The sequence below is a fragment of the Thiocapsa marina 5811 genome, assembly GCF_000223985.1.
GTDB classification, from domain to species: domain Bacteria; phylum Pseudomonadota; class Gammaproteobacteria; order Chromatiales; family Chromatiaceae; genus Thiocapsa; species Thiocapsa marina.
Genome location: NZ_AFWV01000030.1, coordinates 1 through 17,639 on the forward strand (window position 1 = coordinate 1; position 17,639 = coordinate 17,639).

A 17,639-nucleotide genomic window follows, 5' to 3' on the forward strand; every position below is an offset into this window, starting at 1 on the left:
CTGGATCCACCTCGCGCCGCCGGCCCACACCCCGGCCGCGCGAGACCGGGGGAGCGCTTCGCCGACCCCCATCACGCAACTTGATCGCGAAACCATCAAAATCGCTGACCGCACTCACAGGCGCAGCGCACCCTCGCTCGCATCCATGCGGCCGTGCATGGCTCACCCGATCATGTCCTGCAAGATCAGACCGGGCGCCTGCTGCACCTGATCCGCGCCAATTACTGGTTCGACGGCGAAGGCATACCCGATGATGCCTACCATGAGGTGCTGTACCGCAAGGGGTTGCAGGCGGCCCCGCACTGCGGCGGACAGCATTGGATGGCGTCCTTCTCGCCCAGCGGCTACGGCTACCGTTTCGACGCCTTTGCCAATGTGCTCGCCTCGCTGTTCGACGTCGCGGACGACACCCAGCGCGCCCGGGTCGACGCCTTCATCGACGAGCAAACCGCCAAGTATGAGCTGTGCTTGCTGCCCGCCTTCCACCCGGTCATCAAGCCCCTGGACGAAGACTGGGAGAGTCTGCAGGTGATGTTTTCCTACAGTTTCAAGAACAGGCCCTACGAGTTTCACAACGGCGGCCTGTGGCCCGTCGTCACGGGCTTCTACGTGGCCGACCTGGCGCGACGCCGGCGCTTCGACGAGGCGCGCCGTTATCTCCGCGGCATACACCGCGCCAACGCGCTGGTGATGGACAGCGAGGCCTGGGCCTTTCCCGAGTACGTCCACGGCAGGAAGTTCACGCCCGGCGGCACCCGCCATCAGGGCTGGAGCGCCGCCGCAGCCATCATCGGTCACCACGCCGTGCAGGGCAGAGGCCCGTTTCGAATCGATGCCCATGTCGGCTAGATGCGTGGTCTTCCGGGCACGATGCCTTTGGCGCGGCGCGTGGACGCCTGTTGCCCAAAGACCAAAGACAGGTCGTGCGAAAACCGTCTAAAACACCGCGCCCGACAACAATGCCGCGGGCGCAATCGTGCCGCTGTGCCGATAGGGTACGGGCAGACGTACACCGCCGGCATCCACGTAGGCGATTCCGCTGACCGTCCAGGCGAGCGTGTTCTTGGTGAGCAACAATCCCGGCAAGCTCGGCATCAAGCCGAGCAGGTTGCTGTTGACCTCGATGTCGACCTGCTCGGTTCCGCCCGCCGGGATCAACCGGGCAAGCTCGCTCGCGCCGTCGGCGAGATCCTGACCCTCGACCTGCACCCGGTAGCTCAACGCTTTGATCGGAAGCGCGCGATCGTTGGGGTTCGTCACGCCCAGATTGACGAGGAAGGACTGGCGATCGAGCCCCAGGAGCTTCGGCTGGACCCCGAGCAGCGCAACCTCGGGCGCCGTCCAAGGCGCCGTCAGGCTCGCACAACCGGCGGCGAGGTACAGGGCGAGCAGGGCCGGCAATCCGAACAGGGTGCGCCGGAACAGACGAACGCAATGGGCCATGTGTGTCGACTCCGAATGGTGAACGGCCGTATCTTGCACCATCCCGTCGCGTTCACGCGCGTTGAGATCCGACGCCCGAGCCACCAGAATGCCCGGCACGTCGAGAAGTCTCGGTTCGAGCGCGGCATCCGTCGCACGGCACCGAAAAACAGCCAGGTCCCGGAGGACAATCATGAACAGTCAGGCCAGCGCATCGAGCGACGCCAAGACCCAGATGCGTTCCATCATTCAGCGCATCGCAACCGGTCCGGAGCTCTCCAAGGACATCTCCACGGAAGAGGCCCGCATCGGCATGGGCGCCATCCTGGACAACGCGGTCGACCCGGTTCAGGCCGGCATCTTTCTGATCGCCTTGCGGATGAAGCGCGAGACCGACGACGAGGTCAAGGGCATCCTGGACGCGGTCCGGGAGGCCACCGGTCATGTCGTTGCGAACGTCGACGACGTGGTCGACATCGCCGATCCCTACGACGGCTACAACCGCTGCCTGCCGGCGTCGCCCTTCCTGATGCCCGTGCTCGCCGAGTGCGGCGTCCCGGCGATCAGTCACGGTGCGCATGCGGTCGGGCCCAAGTTCGGCGTGACCCACCGTCACATCCTGGACGCGGCCGGCGTACCGGTCGACCTCTCGCCCGTCGAGGCGGCGGAGCGACTGGCCGATCCCGCGCTCGGCTGGAGCTATGTCGACCAACGCGCCTTCTGTGCCCCGCTGCACAACCTGGTCGATCTGCGCTCCACCATCGTCAAGCGGCAGGCCATTACGACGGTCGAGGTCCTGGCCCGGCCGATCCACGGACGCAAGCACACCCATCTGGTCACCGGCTACGTCCACAAGCCTTATCCGCGCATCTACGCCATGTTGGCCCGACATGCCGGTTTTCATTCGGCGCTCCTGATCCGCGGCGTGGAGGGCGGCGTCATCCCCTCGCTGCGCCAGAAGGGCACCTGCTTCAACTATCAGCAGATGTCGGAGGAACAGTCGTTCGAGGTCGATCCTGCCGACCTGGGGATCGCTCAGTCGGTACGCGCCGTCCCCTTGCCGGAGGATCTGCCCCAAACCACCCGACCGGGCGACGAGATCGCCGTGGCGGTCGATGTGCTGGCGACCGCGCAGGCCGCGGCACGGGCGGGCATCGCCGCCTTGGAAGGCGCGCAAGGTCCGACCTACGACAGCTTGGTGTTCGCGGGCGCGCTGATCCTCTGGCATCTCGGGCGGGAAGACTCCCTGGAGGTCGCCGCGGACCGCATCCGCGACGTGCTGGATTCGGGCAAAGCGGCGAAACGGGTGCGTTGAGGAGATGCCGATGGACAAACCTTTTGTCGCCGTCGCCGGCACGGATGCGATCGCACCCGGCAAGTTTCTGAAGGTCGTCGTGGACAACCAGGCGTATATCGTCGCCAACGTCGACGGGCGCTTTTATGCCGTCGAAGACAACTGCAGCCACGAGGACTATCCGCTCTCCTACGGCTGCCTCGACGGGGATCGGATCAAGTGCTCCCTGCACGGCAGCCGCTTCAGCCTCGCCACCGGCGAACCGATGGACGAGCCGGCGGACGAGCCGATTCGGACCTATCGCCTCGTGGTCGCGGAGGGGCAGATCTGGCTCGATCCGAGCTGAACCTCGTCGGAGGTGTCGGGGAGGTGCTTGCTCACGCGCCGCTCACTTGAGAAGGCGTCGAGACGCGATTCAGATTCTGGCGCGCTTGGGACGATCCGAGTCGAATTCGACCTCGATTCGGGGCTCGGACATGCGTATCTCGGGGCCGATATCGAGGTCTTCGTGGAGGTGCAGCCTGGGCTCGGTACGGGTGCGCGGCTTGATCGCGGTGGGTGTGCTCGGCGTTGCAGGTTCAGTGGGGTGTGTCGGGGGCGTCGATCGGATCGGCCGCTTGGTTCGGCGCGGCTCCGGAACCTTGTCGCCGATGACGTCCGAGAGGTCGCGCAGCGCCTCGCGGGTGTCTTGCGCCGAGATCTCCTCGGCACGGGGATGGATCTTGAGCGTCTGCATCGCCGAGAACACCTGCTCTTCGATCTCCACGACCGAATAGACATCGCTCTCTCGAAAGCGCACGAAGGGCAGCTTGGCCGCGGCGCAGATACGGTCGAGACGGTTCTTGGGCGGGCGTCTTGACAGCCGCGAGCGCGCTGCGAGATTGATCGCACAAGCGATTGCGCTCGACTCCCGGGTACAGATCACGAAGTCGAAGACCTCCTCGGCGATGCGTTCGGCGGCGCGCTCGCGGGCGCGCCGATCGAGTCGGCGCTCGACCTCGATGATGTCCGCGGCTCGGACCTTCGCGTAGACGCGATACTCTTGCCCGACGGCACGCTCGAGAACCGCGCAGAAGGCACGCTGCGGCGGGGAGAGGAGAAAGGCATCGACCCGGTAAGGTAAGCGGTTGCGCTGACTGAATCGGCGCCACAGACTGAAGGTGAAGGCAAGCGTCGCGAGAGCGCCGAGCGCGATCAAGAAATAGAAATGTTGCATGATCCGTCCTACATCGACCCGCCAAGCGCCTGGACGGGAGGGGCGAAGTCAATCCCTTGACGATTGAGCCAAGCCCGATCCGGCGACCAAACGATCGAGTCCACGTCGGGCTCTGCGAGCATCAAACCGATGGCATGAAACTCCATGCGTTGCAGCCGGTCGCGGGCAGCGACGACGGCAGGGTCATCGGCGGGCTTGCCGGCCAGTGTCGGATCCATCGCCATGAGCACCTCGTTCATCGCAATACCCGCATCATAAGGGCGCGTCAGGGTGACGATACCGTTCAGGAACAGCAGGGCCTTAAACTCGTAGGGATATTCCGCGAGGATGGGATCCTGCTTCAAGACGTCGTTGAGCTGCCAGATGCGTGGACCAAACGCCATCCCGCCCCAAGGCAGCACCGACAGGATCAACAGCACAGTGATGACACCCGAGCCGATAACGGCGTTTCGCGTAAAGCGATCCATAGCACTCGATCCTCGATCCGGAATAACGGTTATGTGTCGTCGCGGTCGGGCTCCGGGTTCAATCCGAGCCACAGCCAACCGCCGACGAGAAGCAACAGGATACCGGCCAGCACGAACCGGTACCAACCCGGATAACGCACGGCGCTCAAACGATAAACCGCGCCTGCGCTGACCATCAGCTCATCGTCGGGCGCAGGGAGGATCCAGCTCACACCGGTCTCGGTCGGCTCCCAGAGTGCATCGAAGGATCGCAACGGACCGGCCACCGAGAGACCGTCGCGCGTTTCCGCAAGATCAAGCGCGGACAAACCGTCATCCGTGCCGATCCACAGCCGCTGCAGGCCGCGCGCGTCCGGCGGCGCACGATACAGTGCGAGGACGCGGCGATCGGGCGGGAACGGCGCCAACGCCTTCCAGGTCTCGCCCGGTGCGGCCTGCCGATAGAGGCCTCGGTCCGTGCCGACGAGCAACATGCCGCCTTCGGTCACGGCGAAGCAGAGTGCCTTCACGTCATCCGCAAGGCCGCGGCTGTTCGAAGCCCACGGCGAGAGAAGCGTCTGTATCGAGGCCGAGTAGACCCCCTTGCCGATCGTCCCAGCGTGCAGATAGACACGTCCCTCGCGGTGCTGCTCGGCCAGCCGATACAGCGGCACGTCCGAGAGCGGGCGGTGCCACGTCGCGTCGGCATGCACCCACAGACCCTCGGGTGTCGCCGCCAAGAGCCCGGAGGCGGTTTCCAGGACATCGCTGATCCGCGGGTTGCCGGGCGGGGGCGCAAGATCGGAGACGAGCCCGCTCGCCGTTCCGATCGCATGTTCCCCGGGCTCTCCGCGCAAGGCCAGCACCAGGCGCCCGTCGAGACCGGCCTCCTCGGGCTCCCAGCCGGTGCCGTCGAAGCGCCAGAGCTCGCCGGCTTGGGTAGCGGCCAAGAGGGTCCCGTCCGCGCCGGGCGCCAGGACCGTGATATGCGTCTCCAAGGGCAGATTCTCGCGAATCAGACGCTCCTCGCCCGGAAGCAGACATCCGAGCGCGATCAGAGCGAGCCCGATCGATATCGGCACGGCGACGGCGATTCGGCCAAGGGTCATCGCGAGCTCCCGGTGATTCGGCAACAGAGGTATGGCTCGGGTCGCTTCGGGCAACACCCGAGACGACCCGACACGGGCACGGCGTTCAGCACCGGTTCAGCTTCGACCTGCGACGATTGCCGCGAACGAGCCGTTCGAAGAGGAGAATCGAGTATGTTCAACCGTACCTACGCAGGCCTTGTCGCGCTTGCCATGCTAGTGCCCGTCTACGCGCCCCCGGCGATGGCCGACCAACTGAGCACGCGCGCCGCCGTGGGAGGCGGCCTCGGCGCCGCACTCGGAGCCTTCATCGGCGGCGAGCTCGGCGGACGCAACGCGGCCATCATCGGCAGCGGACTCGCCGGGGCCGCCGGCACGGCGATCGCGACCGACGGCTACGACAGGCCGGTCTACCCCGAACGCCGCGGTGCATCCTATCCCTGCCCTCCCGGTCAGTGGAAAAAGGGCCGCTGCCGCGACCGATATGCCTACGACGACTGAGCCGATCGCTGCGATCGGCCTCGAGGACGCCGGACACCGATCGGATCGGGGCCGGCGCGCCTGCCGAGAAGGGGCGTGCCGGTCTAAAGGAGGAACAGGGTCGCCAAACCGAGAAAGATGAAGAAGCCCCCCGAATCGGTCAAGGCGGTGATCAACACGGAGCTGCCGAGCGCCGGATCCCGACCCAGCCGCTGACGGATCAAGGGGATCACCACCCCGGCGGTCGCCGCAAGCAACAGATTGAGCGTCATGGCCGCTGTCATGACCAGCCCCAGCGCGTAGTTGCCGTAAAGCAGCCAGGCCGCCACGCCGACGACCCCGCCCCAAACGACGCCGTTGATCACGGCCACCCCGAGCTCCTTGCGCAGCAGCCGCCACAACGCGGACGGCTGAACCTGTCCCATCGCGATCGCGCGCACGATCATGGTGATGGTCTGGTTGCCCGCATTGCCGCCGATACCGGCGACGATCGGCATGAGTGCGGCGAGCGCCACCAGCTTTTCGATCGAGCCCTCGAAGAGGTCGATGACGCGCGACGCAATGAAGGCGGTCACCAGATTGATCGCGAGCCAGGCCCAGCGGTTCTTCACCGAGCGGATCACGGGCGCGAAGATGTCCTCCTCTTCGCGCAGACCGGCATTGCTCAGGATCTCGGCCTCGGATTCCTCCCGAATATGGTCGACCATCTCGGCGACCGTCAGGCGACCGATCACGCAGTTCTCGCTGTCCACGACGGGGACCGAGACCAGGTCGTAGCGCTCGAAGGCGTTGGCGGCCGAATCGGCGCTGTCGTCGGGAGAGAAGCTCACGATCGACTTGGACTGCATGACCTTGAAGACCTCGGTCTCGGGGTCGTTGATCAGCAGGGATTCCAGGGTCAGGACGCCGCGCAGACGCTCCTCCCGGTCGACCACGAAGATCTTGTCGGTATGATCCGGCAGCGCCTCGAACCGTCGCAGATACCGCAGGACCACCTCCAGGCTGACGTCCTCGCGCACCGTCACCATGTCGAAGTCCATCAGGGCGCCGACGGTGCCCTCCGGATAGGACATGGCCGCTCGGACCTGCTCCTGCTCCTCTTGATCGAGCGAGGCCAGGACATCCTGCATGATCTCGGGCGGCAGGTCGGGGGCAAGATCCGCCAGCTCGTCGGCATCGAGCGTCTCGGCTGCGGCCTTGATCTCGTCCGCGTCCATGGTCCCGAGCAGGGTTGCGCGAACCGCATCGGAGACCTCCAACAGGATGTCGCCGTCCTTCTCGGCCTTCACCAGGTCCCACACGAACAGCCTGTCGTCGACGGGCAAAGCCTCGAGGATCCAGGCGATGTCCGCCGGATGCAGCCGATCGAGCTTACGGCGCAGCCGACCCAGATTCTGTCGGTGGGTGATGTTCTCCACCAGCTCCTGATGCGGCATCCGCTGGCGATGGACCAGGGTGTCGACCAACCGAAGGCGCGCCAATAACCGCTCGACATCGCGCAGGTGGCGATGCATGGCGTCTGTGTCGCGATCCTTGGGTTGGGTCATTGGAACGGCGCCGGGGTGGGGGTTGATGAGGTCGGGATTGCGTGAAGCGCGGAGCTGCGCACTTTACGGAATTTGCCGGCCTGTTGCTTCAAGAATTCGTTTCTCGACACTCATCACTGGCCATGCGCATCACGCGGACCACCGCAATGGCTGAGCGCTGTGGGATAGACAAGCGCAGCGCGGTCCACCGGCGCCGGCGCGGGGCTCGGTGGACTTCGCTTGCGCTCGTCCACCCTACAGGCTGGTCTCGTGGACGAGCCCTCGCCAATGTCTATCAGCGCCGCACGAAGAAGGGATTGCCCAGATAGCTCAAGACCGCACCCTCCGGGATGATGCGCTCGATGCGAATCCCGTCGCGGGTCTCCTCGCCCTCGACATAGCGCAGCGCATTGATGAGCACAAAGCGCTTGGAGGCGTCCTCGTCGTAGACATGCACGGTCATGAAGTAGGCGGGCAGCTGCGCCTGCTGCATGGGCGTGAGCCGCAGCTTGGTCGGATCTCCGCGGATATCCGCCGGCTGGCGCTGCTCCAAAGGGGGCGGGATGCCCTGCTCGCGCCGCACCTGCTGCTTGAAGCTTTCGATGTCATCGACCAGATCGGGCGGCACGGCAGCACGCTGCGGCCTAGGCCGGGGCGCCGGGGGCTCCGCATAGGCCGCCTGCTCGGCATCCAATTGACGCTGGAGCTCCTGCTCCAGCCAAGGATCCGGCTCCGCCAAGAACAGCGGCTCCTCCTCCGGGATCATCTCCGGGCCAGGGCCGGGAACGCCGGAAAACCCCGGGGGTGTCGCCGGTATCGCCGATGGGCGCGGCGATGTCTGCGCCTGCGAGAACGCGGGAGACGACTGCGGCGAAGGGGCCGCATCCGAGGCGAGCGTCGGCACCGCATTTGCCGCCGGCTGCCCGGAGCCCGCTCCCGAGATGGGCGGGGCGGTCGTCGGCGTCGCCGTCGCGACTGCCGCGGACTCGACGCCGGCCTGCTCGGACAGGGTCACAGGCACGGGCGGCGGCGTTCGAAGCACCGCGTAGAGTGCAATGACCACCGCCACCGCAGCCAAACCGACGGCGAGCAAGCCCCAATGGCTGGTCGGCGCAGGCTCCTTGTCCTCGCTGAACATGCCGCTGGTGTCCAACGTCGGAACGCGCCCGAGCTCGCGCTCCTGCTGAGACTTCTTCAGCGCCTCCAGGATATAGCTCATGGCTCCATGGACTCCGTACTCGCGGACTCGGGCGCGTCGGATATCCACACCAGTCTGGGGACTCCGGGAAGATCGACGGCATTGTGCAATTGAATCAGCGTACGCGGACCGGCGATACCGTCCGCCACCAAACCACGCGATGCCTGGAACGCCCGGACCGCGCGCGTCAGACCGATATCGTAATAACTCGAATCGCTGGCCGGTAGCCCGGAGGCCGGTACCTTTGCCAAGAGATCCCGCAACCACCGCACCGATTCCCCCGAGGTACCCGGACCGATCAGCGCCGACCCCGTCGGCGGCGGCTGCCAAACGAGAACGTAATCACCGGTCCAAACGGTTTGCAGCCCATCAAGCGGCGCCAACTCGTCCCCGCCCGGCAGGGCAAGGGTAGCGAACGACGCGTCGAGCGCGCTCAGAACGAGAAAACGTCGAGCGCCCCCCGCCTCCCGGACCCGAAGCAAGGCCGGGCGATCGAAGAAGCGCAGGACAGCGAGGTCGCCCTGACCGCGCTCGCACATGAGTCCGAGAGAGGCGACACGCGCGCACGGGTCAGCACCCGGAAGGCTCTCGACCTCCACACCCCAACGCTGCAACAGCAGACGCAGGGCGTCGGCCTCGGGCATGGCGATGCGCTCGAGCGTCTCGGCGAGCGCATCCGGCTCGAAACCTGCCGGGGCGATCTGCGGGAGCGAGTCCGCCGGAGCACCCTCGACCGGGCCGTCTTCGCCCTGCACCGCTTCGCCGGACGCCCCATCGCCGACCGAATCGACCGGCGTCGCATCTGGATCCCCGTCGGACGCCACGAGCGGCGAATCAGGCGATTCCGGGGCATCTCCGTCCTCCGATCCTTCGCCGGGACCCTCGGACATCGGCGCCGTCTCCGAACGAGGCGCGGCGCCGAAGAGTGAGCGCTCACCCGGCAGCAGATCGGACAGGAGGGCCGCGGCATCGTCGGACACCCAGGCATAGCCGAGCCAGCCGGCGATCATCGCGAGCACAAAGGCGGCAGCGGCGGCGAAGCCGGTCCGCACCGCCGGGCGCGGCGGTTTGTCGATCGCCTCGCCCTGAACCTCGCGCGCCGCGCGCTTGACGATAGCCGGCGTCACCTGAGATCCGCGTGTGACACAAGCGCCGAGCAGCGCGCGATCGCAGAGGATATTGACCAGACGCGGCACACCGCCGGAGCAATGGTAGATCCGTCGAATCGCGGCGGCGGTGAACAATGGACGATCCACACCGGCAACCGCGACCCGATGGCGGATATAGTCGCCGGTCTCCTCGAGCGTAAAGGGTCGCAGGTGGAACCGAGCGGTCACGCGCTGATTGATCTGACGCAGGGCATCACGCTCGAGCAAACGTCGCAGCTCGGGTTGACCGATCAGGAAGATCTGCAGCAGCTTGTGCTTGCTGGTCTCGAGATTGGTGAGCAGGCGCACCTGCTCGAGGACCTTCGGGCGCAGGCTCTGTGCCTCGTCGATGATCAGCACAGGTCGACGACCCTTGCCGTGCGCGTCGAGCAGATAGACGTTGAGCCGATCGACCAAGGCCTTCACCGAGCGCTCGCCCTCTGGTACCGGAATCCGAAACTCGTCGCAGAGATTGAGCAACAGCTCGTTGGCGGTCACAGCGGGATTGAGGATCAAGGCGACCTCGACCCCCTCCGGGAGCTGCTCGAGGAAGGCGCGGCAGACGGTCGTCTTGCCCGTCCCGACCTCGCCGGTCAAGAGGACAAAGCCCCCGCTCTCCCCCGCCCCGTAGAGAAGATGGGCGAGGGCCTCCTTATGCTGCTCGCTCAGGAACAGATAGTGGGGGTCCGGCGCAATGGAGAAGCTGGGTTCCTTGAGCCCGAAATACTTGGGATACACGCTGGTTCTCGATGAGGTGATGGCGGTGAGCAAGGCGTCGCGCGCTGCCTGACCGATCGAGCGATACACCGGGGTATCGGCCGTGGGCTCGGGCCGAAGGGCAAGGCGATGATGGATCGACGGCCGACGGGAGGCCCCGCACGAACGCCTATTGCCCAACCAATGCAGTTTGCGGGGTTTAGGTCGATCGCGCGAGGGTAGTCAGGCGAACCGGAGGCGTCAAGTTTATAGGCGTACGCGGGAAATAGTGCACTCCCCCGCGTGCGCCGATCGCCGCCCCGCAGTCGAGCGGCCGGAGTGGTCGAAAGCGCATCTGTAGAGGATGACGGCTCGAGCCATCGGCGCCGGGAGAGGTGTCTCGGCGGCCGGCGCAAAGGCCGAGCGGGATCCTCTCGGACCGGCCCGAGATCGCCGTCGGATCACAGCGCTCGCGCGCATGTCGCCATCCGCTGAAGGCTGCTAATCTGCGCCGAGACGCTTGCGTCGCAAGCGCCTTGCCTCCCGGATGCGTCCAGGCGCATCCCTCGATCAACCAGCCTCGGATCATTGGTGTATGAGCAAGATTGCAATGGCGGCCCTCGTGGCGTTGGGTCTCTTTGTCGGCGTGTTGATTTTGCAGGAGGTGGGCCGGCGTCTTGGCGAACGACACCTGGCACGCGACCCCGGCGGCGCGCGTGCGGGAACCGGGGTTGTCGAAGGCGCGGTATTCGCATTGGTGGGACTGCTGATCGCCTTCACGTTCTCGGGGGCGGCATCGCGTTTCGATCACCGCCGAGATCTGATCGTGCAGGAGACCAATGCGATCGGGACGGCCTATCTGCGGCTCGATCTCTTGCCCGCCGAGGAAAGGTCCGCCCTCCAAGAGGATTTTCGACGTTACGTCGATGCTCGCTTGGATGCCTACCGGCTCCTGCCGGACGTTCAGGCAGCCATGGCGGGTTTGGCGGCGGCAACCGCATTGCAGAACGGGATCTGGACGCAGGTCGTGAGCGCGGGCCAGCAGCCGGACGCTGCGCCCGATGCGATCAAGCTGCTGCTGCCTGCCCTGAACGACATGATCGATATCACCACCACGCGGACGCTCGCGGCGCAGATGCATCCACCCCTGGGTATCTACATGATGCTGATTGCGCTGGCCCTCGCCAGTGCGTTGCTCGCCGGATACAGCATGGCCGGCGGGCGATCGCGCAATTGGCTGCACATAATCGCCTTTGCCTTGGTGCTCGCCATGACCGTCTACATCATCATCGACATCGAGTTCCCGCGCCTGGGGATGATCCGCGTCGATACCTTTGATCATGCCCTCGTCGAGCTGCGGGCGACCATGACCTGAGCGGTCAGGTGTCGGCGACGCGCAAGGCGACAAGCGCGCCGCGCCCGCACATCGCTCGATGGCCATGCCGAAGGTCGACGACCTGCTGGCCAGTCGAGCCCCCGCCACGGGATGATTCTCGGAAGACACAAAAAAGCCGGCACATCTTGCGATGTAACCGGCTGTTTTGTTTCTCGTTGATTGGTGGGTCGTGTAGGATTCGAACCTACGACCGATGGATTAAGAGTCCACTGCTCTACCAACTGAGCTAACGACCCGAGAGTTCGTACGCTACGATCGGTTCAAGCCGACCGCAGAACCTGCAATGGTGGGGTGGACGATGGGGCTCGAACCCACGACCACAGGAATCACAATCCTGCGCTCTACCAACTGAGCTACGTCCACCATAGCGAACACACCGATCCTTGGTCATCGCGCATCCCGCGCCTCCGTTCCTTGATACTGCTGCCTGTCGAGCTTGTTGTTGGCGCGCTCGGCAGGACTCGAACCTGCGACCCACGGCTTAGAAGGCCGTTGCTCTATCCAGCTGAGCTACGAGCGCCGATCGCGTGCGCATCGAAGCCGGTGTTCGGTCGCCTCGCCCTAAGCGACGTCACCGTAAGCGACCTGGTGGGCAATTGGTCGGGGTAGAGGGATTCGAACCCCCGACATCCTGCTCCCAAAGCAGGCGCGCTACCAGACTGCGCTATACCCCGGTTTCGGAAAACGCGTCCCGAAATCGAAGAGCCGGAACTATACGCCGGGCGAAAAGCAGAGTCAATCCACCGACAGCGGCCGGCTCGTCGCCGGCAAGCCTCGCGTTTTCATGCGCCGCGGTGCTCGCTATGATGCGGCCCAACGATCGCATAACGAGGCCATGATGAGCGCACGACTACTGGACGGCAAGGCCGTCGCCGCGGAGATCCGCGTCGAGATTCGCAGACGGGTGGATACCATCTTGGCCGCCGGTGGGCGCCCGCCGGGCCTTGCCGTCGTCCTGGTCGGCGAGAATCCCGCCTCTCAGGTCTACGTGCGCAACAAGCGCAAAGCCTGCGCGGAGGTCGGTTTTTACTCGGAGATGCACGAGCTGGCGTCGACGGTCGACCAAACCGAGCTCATCGATCTCATCGACCGACTCAACGCCGACGCGAAGATCGACGGGATCCTGGTCCAGCTTCCGCTGCCCGAGCAGATCGACGAGGCCGCCGTGACCGACTGCATCCTGCCGACCAAGGACGTCGACGGATTCCACCCCGACAACGTCGGCCGCCTGGTGCTACGCCGGCCCCTGCTGCGCCCCTGCACACCCAAAGGGGTGATGACACTGCTCGAGCGCACCGGCCGTCCGATCGAGGGGCTGGACGCCGTCATCATCGGACAATCCAACATCGTCGGCCGACCCATGGCACTCGAGCTCCTCGCCGCGCGCTGCACCATCACGGTCTGTCACAGCCGAACCAAGGATCTCGCCAAGAAGGCCCGCAGCGCCGACATCCTGGTCGCCGCGCTCGGACGCCCGCGCTTCATCCCGGGCGACTGGGTCAAGGAAGGCGCAATCCTGATCGATGTCGGCATCAACCGCACCGCGGAAGGCACGCTGGTCGGCGACCTGGATTTCGGCCCCTGCTCCGAACGCGCCTCCTGGATCACCCCGGTGCCCGGCGGCGTAGGCCCCATGACCATCGCCAGTCTGCTCGAGAACACGCTCCAGGCCGCACAACTGCACGCCGCGTTGCTTTAGATCGCGCGCCGTTCAACCGCTTAAACCGCGCCCGGTGCGGTATGCGGCATTTATTGGAATGGATTGGCCGCGCCAGCTCCGACAGCCGTCAGAGCTGGCGCGGTTTAAAGTATTAAAAATATTAAATTTTAGGCCTCGCTCGTAAGAGCGACCACCCAAAACATCACTCGCTCGTGACACCCGCTCTGCGGTGTCACGCATGCCCCTGGCGCTCTGCGCCACGTGCCGCGATGGCCGAAGTTATGAGTAAGACCAAATTTTAAACCGCGTCTCACCAAGATCGAGGACATCTCCAAGCCCAAACGCAAAATGAAAATGACGCATGTCGCTCCGGACGCGGTTTAGCTTGGGCACGGCGGCCATCGCCACTTCCAGCGCCTGCTCGGAGCTCATACAGAGGTCGATCCGGGTGACATCGGTTGCCGTGCGCGGGATCGCAGACTCAGAGGACCGGACTGGCGTTGCGTCGGACGTTCTCGATCATCGGGAGTGCAGCTGAACGGCCTCGTACCCCCCACAAGAGGAAAGATCAAACCCCGGGTGCGCACCATGAGCTCGTCTTGGAAATCCGTCCTGCGGACATCCGAAGGTCTGGTCCTGCTGGCGGCACTCTGCCTGTCTCTTGCGGTATTGGCCGCACTGGCGGTAGCCGCCGTCTGGTCCCCGGGGTACGGTCAGTTGCTTGCCGCCGTCATCGCAACCAACCTGGTCTTCGGGCGCGTCACGGCCATGTCGCTCGGATACGCCACCGGACTCGATGACCTCACGGTCGTCCTGGCCAACCTCCTGGTCGAGACGATCCTGGTCTTGATCTTCTACCCCTTGTTCGTCTTCAGCTGGCGCGGGCTGTTGGAAGTGAAGACCCTGCGACCTTACCTGCACAAGGTTAAGGAGACCGCGGAACGCCATCACGGGACGATTCGCCGTTACGGGCTCATCGGCCTCTTCATCTTCGTCTGGTCACCCATCTGGATGACTGGGCCCGTCGTCGGCTGCGCCATCGGCGTGCTGCTGGGGCTCAGCATGCGGGTGACCTTGGGGGTCGTCTTGGCCGGAACCTATGTCGCCATCCTGGCCTGGGCGTTGGCCATGCGGCAGCTGCACGACCAGGTCGCCGGATTCAGCCCCTTCGGCCCGCTGGGCTTGTTCGCAGCCCTGGTGGTGATCATTGCCGGCGGTTATCTGCTGAGACGCCTCGTACGCCGTCGACCCCGGACGTCGGGGTGCAAGCCTGTCGACTAAACCGCGTCCAGAGCGACATGCATCATTGTCATGTTGTATTCGGCCTTGGGGACTTCACCGCCCTTGGTGGATACGCGGTTTAATGAAGAGGTCGCCGCAGAGGAGGGTCGAGGTTCGCTCTTCCATTAGAAAGCCACACTCCCAGGCGTGCGGCACATGGGGAGCGTCGAGCCAACGCACGAGATGATTGCCGAGCAAGATCGCCTCTCCGTCGGCGTGTTCCACCGCATCACCGCGGCATGAGCGCGAACACACCCCAGCCCAGGTATTCACGCGTGTAAGCGGCATAGCGCTCGGGTTCCGCGGTCAGCTTGGCTCGAACATCTTTCGCGAGATCGTCGCCGGGATTGGCTTCCAGCCACCGGCGCATGGTGAGCCACTTGGCCGCCTCGTATCTATCCCAGCCGTCTTGGTCAGCCAAAACCATTTCAACGACGTCGTAGCCGAGGTGGCCGAAAGACGCGAGAAGGTCCGGAAGCATGAGAAAGTCGGAGATTGAGTGGGCAAGACACCCCTTGGCAACCTCTTCCGTCGGCGGTAACTGCCGCCAGTAGGGCTCGCCGATGAGGATGATCCCTCCGGTGCGCAGGCTCCGCCCCAGAAGCTCGATCGTGCCGACCACTCCCCCGCCGATCCAAGTGGCGCCCACACAGGCTGCCACACTGACCTTCTCGTCAGGGACATAGCCGGCAGCATCGCCATGGATGAACGTGACTTGATCGGCGACGCCGAGCGGTTCGGCACGGAGCTTCGCTTGCTCCATGAACGCAGGCATCGGGGTCAAGTCTTGACCCCAGGTTCACGGCCACTCCCCGATGCCCCCTTCGCACTGCGTGATTTCAGGACTTGACCCCGTGCTCCATTTACACGGGTTGCGCCCTACGCGGGCTAGATTCGAGCGATGGAACTTTGCGGCAATCTGCCGTACCTTAGGACAAGGAGGAATATCTTATGCCATCAGCGACTTCAACCGCCCGCCTTGAGGCCCGAATCAGCACCGAGCTGCACGCGATGCTCAAGCGTGCCGCGGAGATCCAGGGTCGCACCATGACCGACTTCGTGATTTCGGCCGTCCAAGAGGCCGCGCAGCGCGCGATCGAGCAGGCCGAAGTCATCCGGCTATCGCAGGCCGATTCGCAACGCTTTGCAGAGGCCCTGTTGTCACCGCCACCGCCCTCCCCTTCCCTGGAGCGTGCTTTCGAGCGTCGCCGTAGGTTGGTGGCCGCCGAGTGAGCGGCGCGGCGTTTCGCATCGTACCGCTTGAAGCCGCACATGACCGCACAACCTTCGAAAGCGCCTCGGCGATGCTGGATCGCTATTTTCGCCACCAGATCACCCAGGATATTCGCCGCAGGGTGACCGCCTCCTTCGTGGCCCTCACCCAAGAGGGGCGCATTGCGGGGTACTACACCCTGGCATCCGCGAGCATCTTGCTGGCCGACCTCCCGGCCGCGTCATCCAAGAAGCTGCCGCGCTATCCTTCGGTACCGGCCGTGCGCATGGGGCGCTTGGCAGTCGATCGGAGCTTCCAGGGGCAGGGCCTCGGCGGCGCGCTGCTGGCCGACGCGCTCGAACGTGTCGTCCGCTCCGAGATCGCCGCCTTCAGTCTGGTGGTGGACGCAAAGGACGAATCGGCAGCAGCCTTCTACCGTCACCACAGCTTCATCGCCTTGCCCGACTCGCCGCTGACGCTTTTCCTGCCCTTGGCGACGATACCACCGTCGTTACGCGGTCTCGGGGCGAACTAGGTGCCGCTTACGTATTCGTGGTACGTCCCCTATTCCCAAGACTTGACCCCATGCTCCTGCTCCAACTCCCGCAGGAGGTCGGTGCGCGGTACTGGGTCCGAGTTGACGCACTTGTTAGAGCCGTCCTAGCCAGTACTGAGGTCGCCGCCGGTGGTGTGCTACTGCCAATACCTGAACCGAGCCTGTGTGCTCTCGGTACAAAATGGCAAAAGGAAATCTTTTCATCCGTATGCGTCTTACGTCTGGGTGCCTTTCCACGGGACTTCGGTGTGGAGCTTCGCAGACTGTTTCAATGACTCTTTCAAACTCTGTTAGATAGGTCGCCCCAAGCCCTGGGCGTTTCGACTCGTAATAGGCTATTGCTTCCAAATATTCCGCCTCAGCGGCAGGGTGAAAGAAATAGCTCATCTGAGCAGAGACATCGCCTTGCGCCTTACTTCTTCCGCAGGAATTGCCTCAACCAGTCCTTCATCTAGTTCGCGCGCTCTACGATCTGCCTCTACGAGCCAATCCTCCGCGATCTCCGCCTCCGTTGGGGTGTCTAGGCTCAGCAGAAGTTTTTGAGCAAGTTCTGCCCTTTCTTCCTCTGAAAGGTGTAGGGCTTCGCGCTCAATCTCGTGTAGGTTCATGCCGGTTCCCCGAGTATGTATTGATGTTTGGCTCTAACGGGCAGGCTAGCCCGACCCAGACAGCGCGCCCGCCAACGCTTGCCGGTGAGTACGGCCACCTTCCCTGATGTTTCTTCCCCCTTAAATCGTCATCTTTCATGAGGGAGAGCGGTGTGCCTCCCTCGGGGTGCTTGAACAACAGCACCCGTCGGGAGAGTCTCTTGTTTGCGAAGACAAAGAGACTCCATCAGTGTGCCACGCCGTCCTTGAAACGCCCCTACGTTTTTCGCCGTGTTGATGCACATCGACGAGGACCTCGCCGAGGCCGCCCGAGGGGAGGGTTGTCCCGCCTGCGGCGGGGTGCTGCATCAGGCCGACTACCCCCGTAAGCCGCGAGGCTGTCCGGAACCATGGCGCGCGGCGTTCGCGACG

20 protein-coding genes, 4 tRNA genes and 1 pseudogene are annotated in these 17,639 nt (G+C 64.6%); 9 read left to right on the forward strand and 16 right to left on the reverse strand.

Going from position 1 to position 17,639, the window contains the following annotated elements; genetic code table 11:
* Positions 1 to 153 precede the first annotated feature (153 nt).
* The gene (locus THIMADRAFT_RS23565) at positions 154 to 849 is read left to right on the forward strand and encodes a glycoside hydrolase 100 family protein (protein WP_007195655.1); all 696 of its coding nucleotides are present in this window, start codon (positions 154 to 156) and stop codon (positions 847 to 849) included.
* 87 nt (positions 850 to 936) lie between these two features.
* Here the strand turns inward: THIMADRAFT_RS23565 and THIMADRAFT_RS23570 are convergent, their stop codons facing one another.
* Positions 937 to 1,443, reverse strand: coding sequence for an LEA type 2 family protein (locus THIMADRAFT_RS23570; protein ID WP_007195656.1), 507 nt, complete (start codon positions 1,441 to 1,443; stop codon positions 937 to 939).
* A 172-nt stretch (positions 1,444 to 1,615) separates the two neighbouring features.
* On the opposite strand from THIMADRAFT_RS23570, the gene THIMADRAFT_RS23575 reads away from it, so the two are divergent.
* A complete protein-coding gene (locus THIMADRAFT_RS23575; protein ID WP_007195657.1) occupies positions 1,616 to 2,737 on the forward strand; it encodes an anthranilate phosphoribosyltransferase in 1,122 nt (373 codons plus the stop codon).
* Between the two features lie 10 nt (positions 2,738 to 2,747).
* The gene (locus tag THIMADRAFT_RS23580; protein ID WP_007195658.1) at positions 2,748 to 3,062 is read left to right on the forward strand and encodes a non-heme iron oxygenase ferredoxin subunit; all 315 of its coding nucleotides are present in this window, start codon (positions 2,748 to 2,750) and stop codon (positions 3,060 to 3,062) included.
* 69 nt (positions 3,063 to 3,131) lie between these two features.
* Here the strand turns inward: THIMADRAFT_RS23580 and THIMADRAFT_RS25150 are convergent, their stop codons facing one another.
* Genes THIMADRAFT_RS25150 through THIMADRAFT_RS23595 form a run of 3 tightly spaced genes read right to left on the reverse strand, consistent with a single transcriptional unit; the run spans position 3,132 to position 5,487 of the window.
* Complete coding sequence (locus THIMADRAFT_RS25150) at positions 3,132 to 3,932, reverse strand: DUF2726 domain-containing protein (protein ID WP_007195659.1); 801 nt, start codon at positions 3,930 to 3,932, stop codon at positions 3,132 to 3,134.
* Positions 3,933 to 3,940: 8 nt separating this feature from the next.
* Entirely contained in the window at positions 3,941 to 4,399 is a 459-nt protein-coding gene (locus THIMADRAFT_RS23590; RefSeq protein WP_007195660.1) for a hypothetical protein, read from the reverse strand.
* Between the two features lie 29 nt (positions 4,400 to 4,428).
* Positions 4,429 to 5,487: a ligand-binding sensor domain-containing protein gene (locus tag THIMADRAFT_RS23595; RefSeq protein ID WP_007195661.1), complete on the reverse strand. Its 1,059-nt coding sequence runs from the start codon at positions 5,485 to 5,487 to the stop codon at positions 4,429 to 4,431.
* 153 nt (positions 5,488 to 5,640) lie between these two features.
* Between THIMADRAFT_RS23595 and THIMADRAFT_RS23600 the strand changes: the two genes are divergently transcribed.
* Entirely contained in the window at positions 5,641 to 5,967 is a 327-nt protein-coding gene (locus tag THIMADRAFT_RS23600; protein WP_007195662.1) for a hypothetical protein, read from the forward strand.
* 83 nt (positions 5,968 to 6,050) lie between these two features.
* Here the strand turns inward: THIMADRAFT_RS23600 and mgtE are convergent, their stop codons facing one another.
* The 3 genes from mgtE to THIMADRAFT_RS23615 form a co-directional block, all read right to left on the reverse strand.
* On the reverse strand, positions 6,051 to 7,493 hold the full coding sequence (gene mgtE / locus THIMADRAFT_RS23605) for a magnesium transporter (RefSeq protein WP_007195663.1): 1,443 nt from the start codon (positions 7,491 to 7,493) through the stop codon (positions 6,051 to 6,053).
* Between the two features lie 274 nt (positions 7,494 to 7,767).
* Positions 7,768 to 8,691, reverse strand: coding sequence for a general secretion pathway protein GspB (locus THIMADRAFT_RS23610; protein WP_007195664.1), 924 nt, complete (start codon positions 8,689 to 8,691; stop codon positions 7,768 to 7,770).
* Positions 8,688 to 10,625 carry an ExeA family protein gene (locus THIMADRAFT_RS23615; protein WP_007195665.1) on the reverse strand — a complete coding sequence of 646 codons (1,938 nt, stop codon included), beginning with the start codon at positions 10,623 to 10,625 and terminating at the stop codon, positions 8,688 to 8,690. The genes THIMADRAFT_RS23610 and THIMADRAFT_RS23615 overlap by 4 nt, the downstream gene beginning before the upstream one ends.
* 484 nt (positions 10,626 to 11,109) lie before the next feature.
* Here THIMADRAFT_RS23615 and THIMADRAFT_RS23620 point away from each other — a divergent pair, with 484 nt between their 5' ends.
* Entirely contained in the window at positions 11,110 to 11,889 is a 780-nt protein-coding gene (locus THIMADRAFT_RS23620) for a bestrophin-like domain (protein WP_007195666.1), read from the forward strand.
* A 181-nt stretch (positions 11,890 to 12,070) separates the two neighbouring features.
* Here the strand turns inward: THIMADRAFT_RS23620 and THIMADRAFT_RS23625 are convergent.
* The 4 genes from THIMADRAFT_RS23625 to THIMADRAFT_RS23640 all read right to left on the reverse strand — a co-directional run bounded on the left by THIMADRAFT_RS23625 (position 12,071) and on the right by THIMADRAFT_RS23640 (position 12,584).
* Positions 12,071 to 12,146 (reverse strand) — tRNA-Lys (locus tag THIMADRAFT_RS23625).
* Positions 12,147 to 12,197: 51 nt separating this feature from the next.
* Positions 12,198 to 12,273: transfer RNA gene (locus THIMADRAFT_RS23630), tRNA-His, on the reverse strand.
* Between the two features lie 80 nt (positions 12,274 to 12,353).
* Positions 12,354 to 12,430 (reverse strand) — tRNA-Arg (locus THIMADRAFT_RS23635).
* A 77-nt stretch (positions 12,431 to 12,507) separates the two neighbouring features.
* Positions 12,508 to 12,584, reverse strand: a tRNA-Pro gene (locus THIMADRAFT_RS23640).
* 164 nt (positions 12,585 to 12,748) lie between these two features.
* Between THIMADRAFT_RS23640 and folD the strand changes: the two genes are divergently transcribed.
* Entirely contained in the window at positions 12,749 to 13,609 is an 861-nt protein-coding gene (gene folD / locus THIMADRAFT_RS23645) for a bifunctional methylenetetrahydrofolate dehydrogenase/methenyltetrahydrofolate cyclohydrolase FolD (protein WP_007195667.1), read from the forward strand.
* 240 nt (positions 13,610 to 13,849) lie between these two features.
* Here the strand turns inward: folD and THIMADRAFT_RS27270 are convergent, their stop codons facing one another.
* Positions 13,850 to 14,002 (reverse strand): hypothetical protein, encoded by a 153-nt coding sequence (locus tag THIMADRAFT_RS27270; protein WP_158308421.1) that lies wholly within the window; start codon positions 14,000 to 14,002, stop codon positions 13,850 to 13,852.
* Positions 14,003 to 14,158: 156 nt separating this feature from the next.
* Here THIMADRAFT_RS27270 and THIMADRAFT_RS23650 point away from each other — a divergent pair, with 156 nt between their 5' ends.
* Complete coding sequence (locus tag THIMADRAFT_RS23650) at positions 14,159 to 14,851, forward strand: small multi-drug export protein (protein ID WP_007195668.1); 693 nt, start codon at positions 14,159 to 14,161, stop codon at positions 14,849 to 14,851.
* 54 nt (positions 14,852 to 14,905) lie between these two features.
* Here THIMADRAFT_RS23650 and THIMADRAFT_RS26185 read toward each other — a convergent pair whose 3' ends face one another.
* Positions 14,906 to 15,076, reverse strand: a complete 171-nt coding sequence (locus tag THIMADRAFT_RS26185) for a hypothetical protein (RefSeq protein WP_199484291.1) — start codon at positions 15,074 to 15,076, stop codon at positions 14,906 to 14,908.
* A gap of 4 nt (positions 15,077 to 15,080) precedes the next feature.
* Positions 15,081 to 15,617: pseudogene (locus THIMADRAFT_RS23655) on the reverse strand (SAM-dependent methyltransferase); the annotation flags it as partial.
* Between the two features lie 185 nt (positions 15,618 to 15,802).
* On the opposite strand from THIMADRAFT_RS23655, the gene THIMADRAFT_RS23660 reads away from it, so the two are divergent.
* Both THIMADRAFT_RS23660 and THIMADRAFT_RS23665 read left to right on the forward strand, forming a co-directional pair.
* The gene (locus tag THIMADRAFT_RS23660; RefSeq protein WP_007195671.1) at positions 15,803 to 16,084 is read left to right on the forward strand and encodes a type II toxin-antitoxin system TacA family antitoxin; all 282 of its coding nucleotides are present in this window, start codon (positions 15,803 to 15,805) and stop codon (positions 16,082 to 16,084) included.
* A 71-nt stretch (positions 16,085 to 16,155) separates the two neighbouring features.
* On the forward strand, positions 16,156 to 16,599 hold the full coding sequence (locus THIMADRAFT_RS23665; protein ID WP_007195672.1) for a GNAT family N-acetyltransferase: 444 nt from the start codon (positions 16,156 to 16,158) through the stop codon (positions 16,597 to 16,599).
* Between the two features lie 114 nt (positions 16,600 to 16,713).
* Here THIMADRAFT_RS23665 and THIMADRAFT_RS28700 read toward each other — a convergent pair whose 3' ends face one another.
* Both THIMADRAFT_RS28700 and THIMADRAFT_RS23670 read right to left on the reverse strand, forming a co-directional pair.
* Positions 16,714 to 17,007, reverse strand: coding sequence for a type II toxin-antitoxin system RelE/ParE family toxin (locus THIMADRAFT_RS28700; RefSeq protein ID WP_083829382.1), 294 nt, complete (start codon positions 17,005 to 17,007; stop codon positions 16,714 to 16,716).
* On the reverse strand, positions 17,004 to 17,228 hold the full coding sequence (locus THIMADRAFT_RS23670) for an addiction module protein (protein ID WP_040734060.1): 225 nt from the start codon (positions 17,226 to 17,228) through the stop codon (positions 17,004 to 17,006). Before THIMADRAFT_RS23670 ends, THIMADRAFT_RS28700 begins: the two co-directional genes overlap by 4 nt.
* Positions 17,229 to 17,639: the final 411 nt, after the last annotated feature.

Coding starts and splice junctions, on each gene's coding strand:
- THIMADRAFT_RS23595 (WP_007195661.1), bottom strand. CDS start 5,487: ATGACCCTTGGCCGAATCGCCGTCGCCGTGCCGATATCGATCGGGCTC.
- THIMADRAFT_RS23575 (WP_007195657.1), top strand. CDS start 1,616: ATGAACAGTCAGGCCAGCGCATCGAGCGACGCCAAGACCCAGATGCGT.
- mgtE (WP_007195663.1), bottom strand. CDS start 7,493: ATGACCCAACCCAAGGATCGCGACACAGACGCCATGCATCGCCACCTG.
- THIMADRAFT_RS23620 (WP_007195666.1), top strand. CDS start 11,110: ATGAGCAAGATTGCAATGGCGGCCCTCGTGGCGTTGGGTCTCTTTGTC.
- THIMADRAFT_RS23590 (WP_007195660.1), bottom strand. CDS start 4,399: ATGGATCGCTTTACGCGAAACGCCGTTATCGGCTCGGGTGTCATCACT.
- THIMADRAFT_RS28700 (WP_083829382.1), bottom strand. CDS start 17,007: ATGAGCTATTTCTTTCACCCTGCCGCTGAGGCGGAATATTTGGAAGCA.
- THIMADRAFT_RS25150 (WP_007195659.1), bottom strand. CDS start 3,932: ATGCAACATTTCTATTTCTTGATCGCGCTCGGCGCTCTCGCGACGCTT.
- THIMADRAFT_RS23600 (WP_007195662.1), top strand. CDS start 5,641: ATGTTCAACCGTACCTACGCAGGCCTTGTCGCGCTTGCCATGCTAGTG.
- THIMADRAFT_RS23665 (WP_007195672.1), top strand. CDS start 16,156: ATGCTGGATCGCTATTTTCGCCACCAGATCACCCAGGATATTCGCCGC.
- THIMADRAFT_RS23650 (WP_007195668.1), top strand. CDS start 14,159: ATGAGCTCGTCTTGGAAATCCGTCCTGCGGACATCCGAAGGTCTGGTC.
- THIMADRAFT_RS23670 (WP_040734060.1), bottom strand. CDS start 17,228: ATGAACCTACACGAGATTGAGCGCGAAGCCCTACACCTTTCAGAGGAA.
- THIMADRAFT_RS23570 (WP_007195656.1), bottom strand. CDS start 1,443: ATGGCCCATTGCGTTCGTCTGTTCCGGCGCACCCTGTTCGGATTGCCG.
- THIMADRAFT_RS23610 (WP_007195664.1), bottom strand. CDS start 8,691: ATGAGCTATATCCTGGAGGCGCTGAAGAAGTCTCAGCAGGAGCGCGAG.
- THIMADRAFT_RS27270 (WP_158308421.1), bottom strand. CDS start 14,002: ATGAGCTCCGAGCAGGCGCTGGAAGTGGCGATGGCCGCCGTGCCCAAG.
- folD (WP_007195667.1), top strand. CDS start 12,749: ATGAGCGCACGACTACTGGACGGCAAGGCCGTCGCCGCGGAGATCCGC.
- THIMADRAFT_RS23660 (WP_007195671.1), top strand. CDS start 15,803: ATGCCATCAGCGACTTCAACCGCCCGCCTTGAGGCCCGAATCAGCACC.
- THIMADRAFT_RS23580 (WP_007195658.1), top strand. CDS start 2,748: ATGGACAAACCTTTTGTCGCCGTCGCCGGCACGGATGCGATCGCACCC.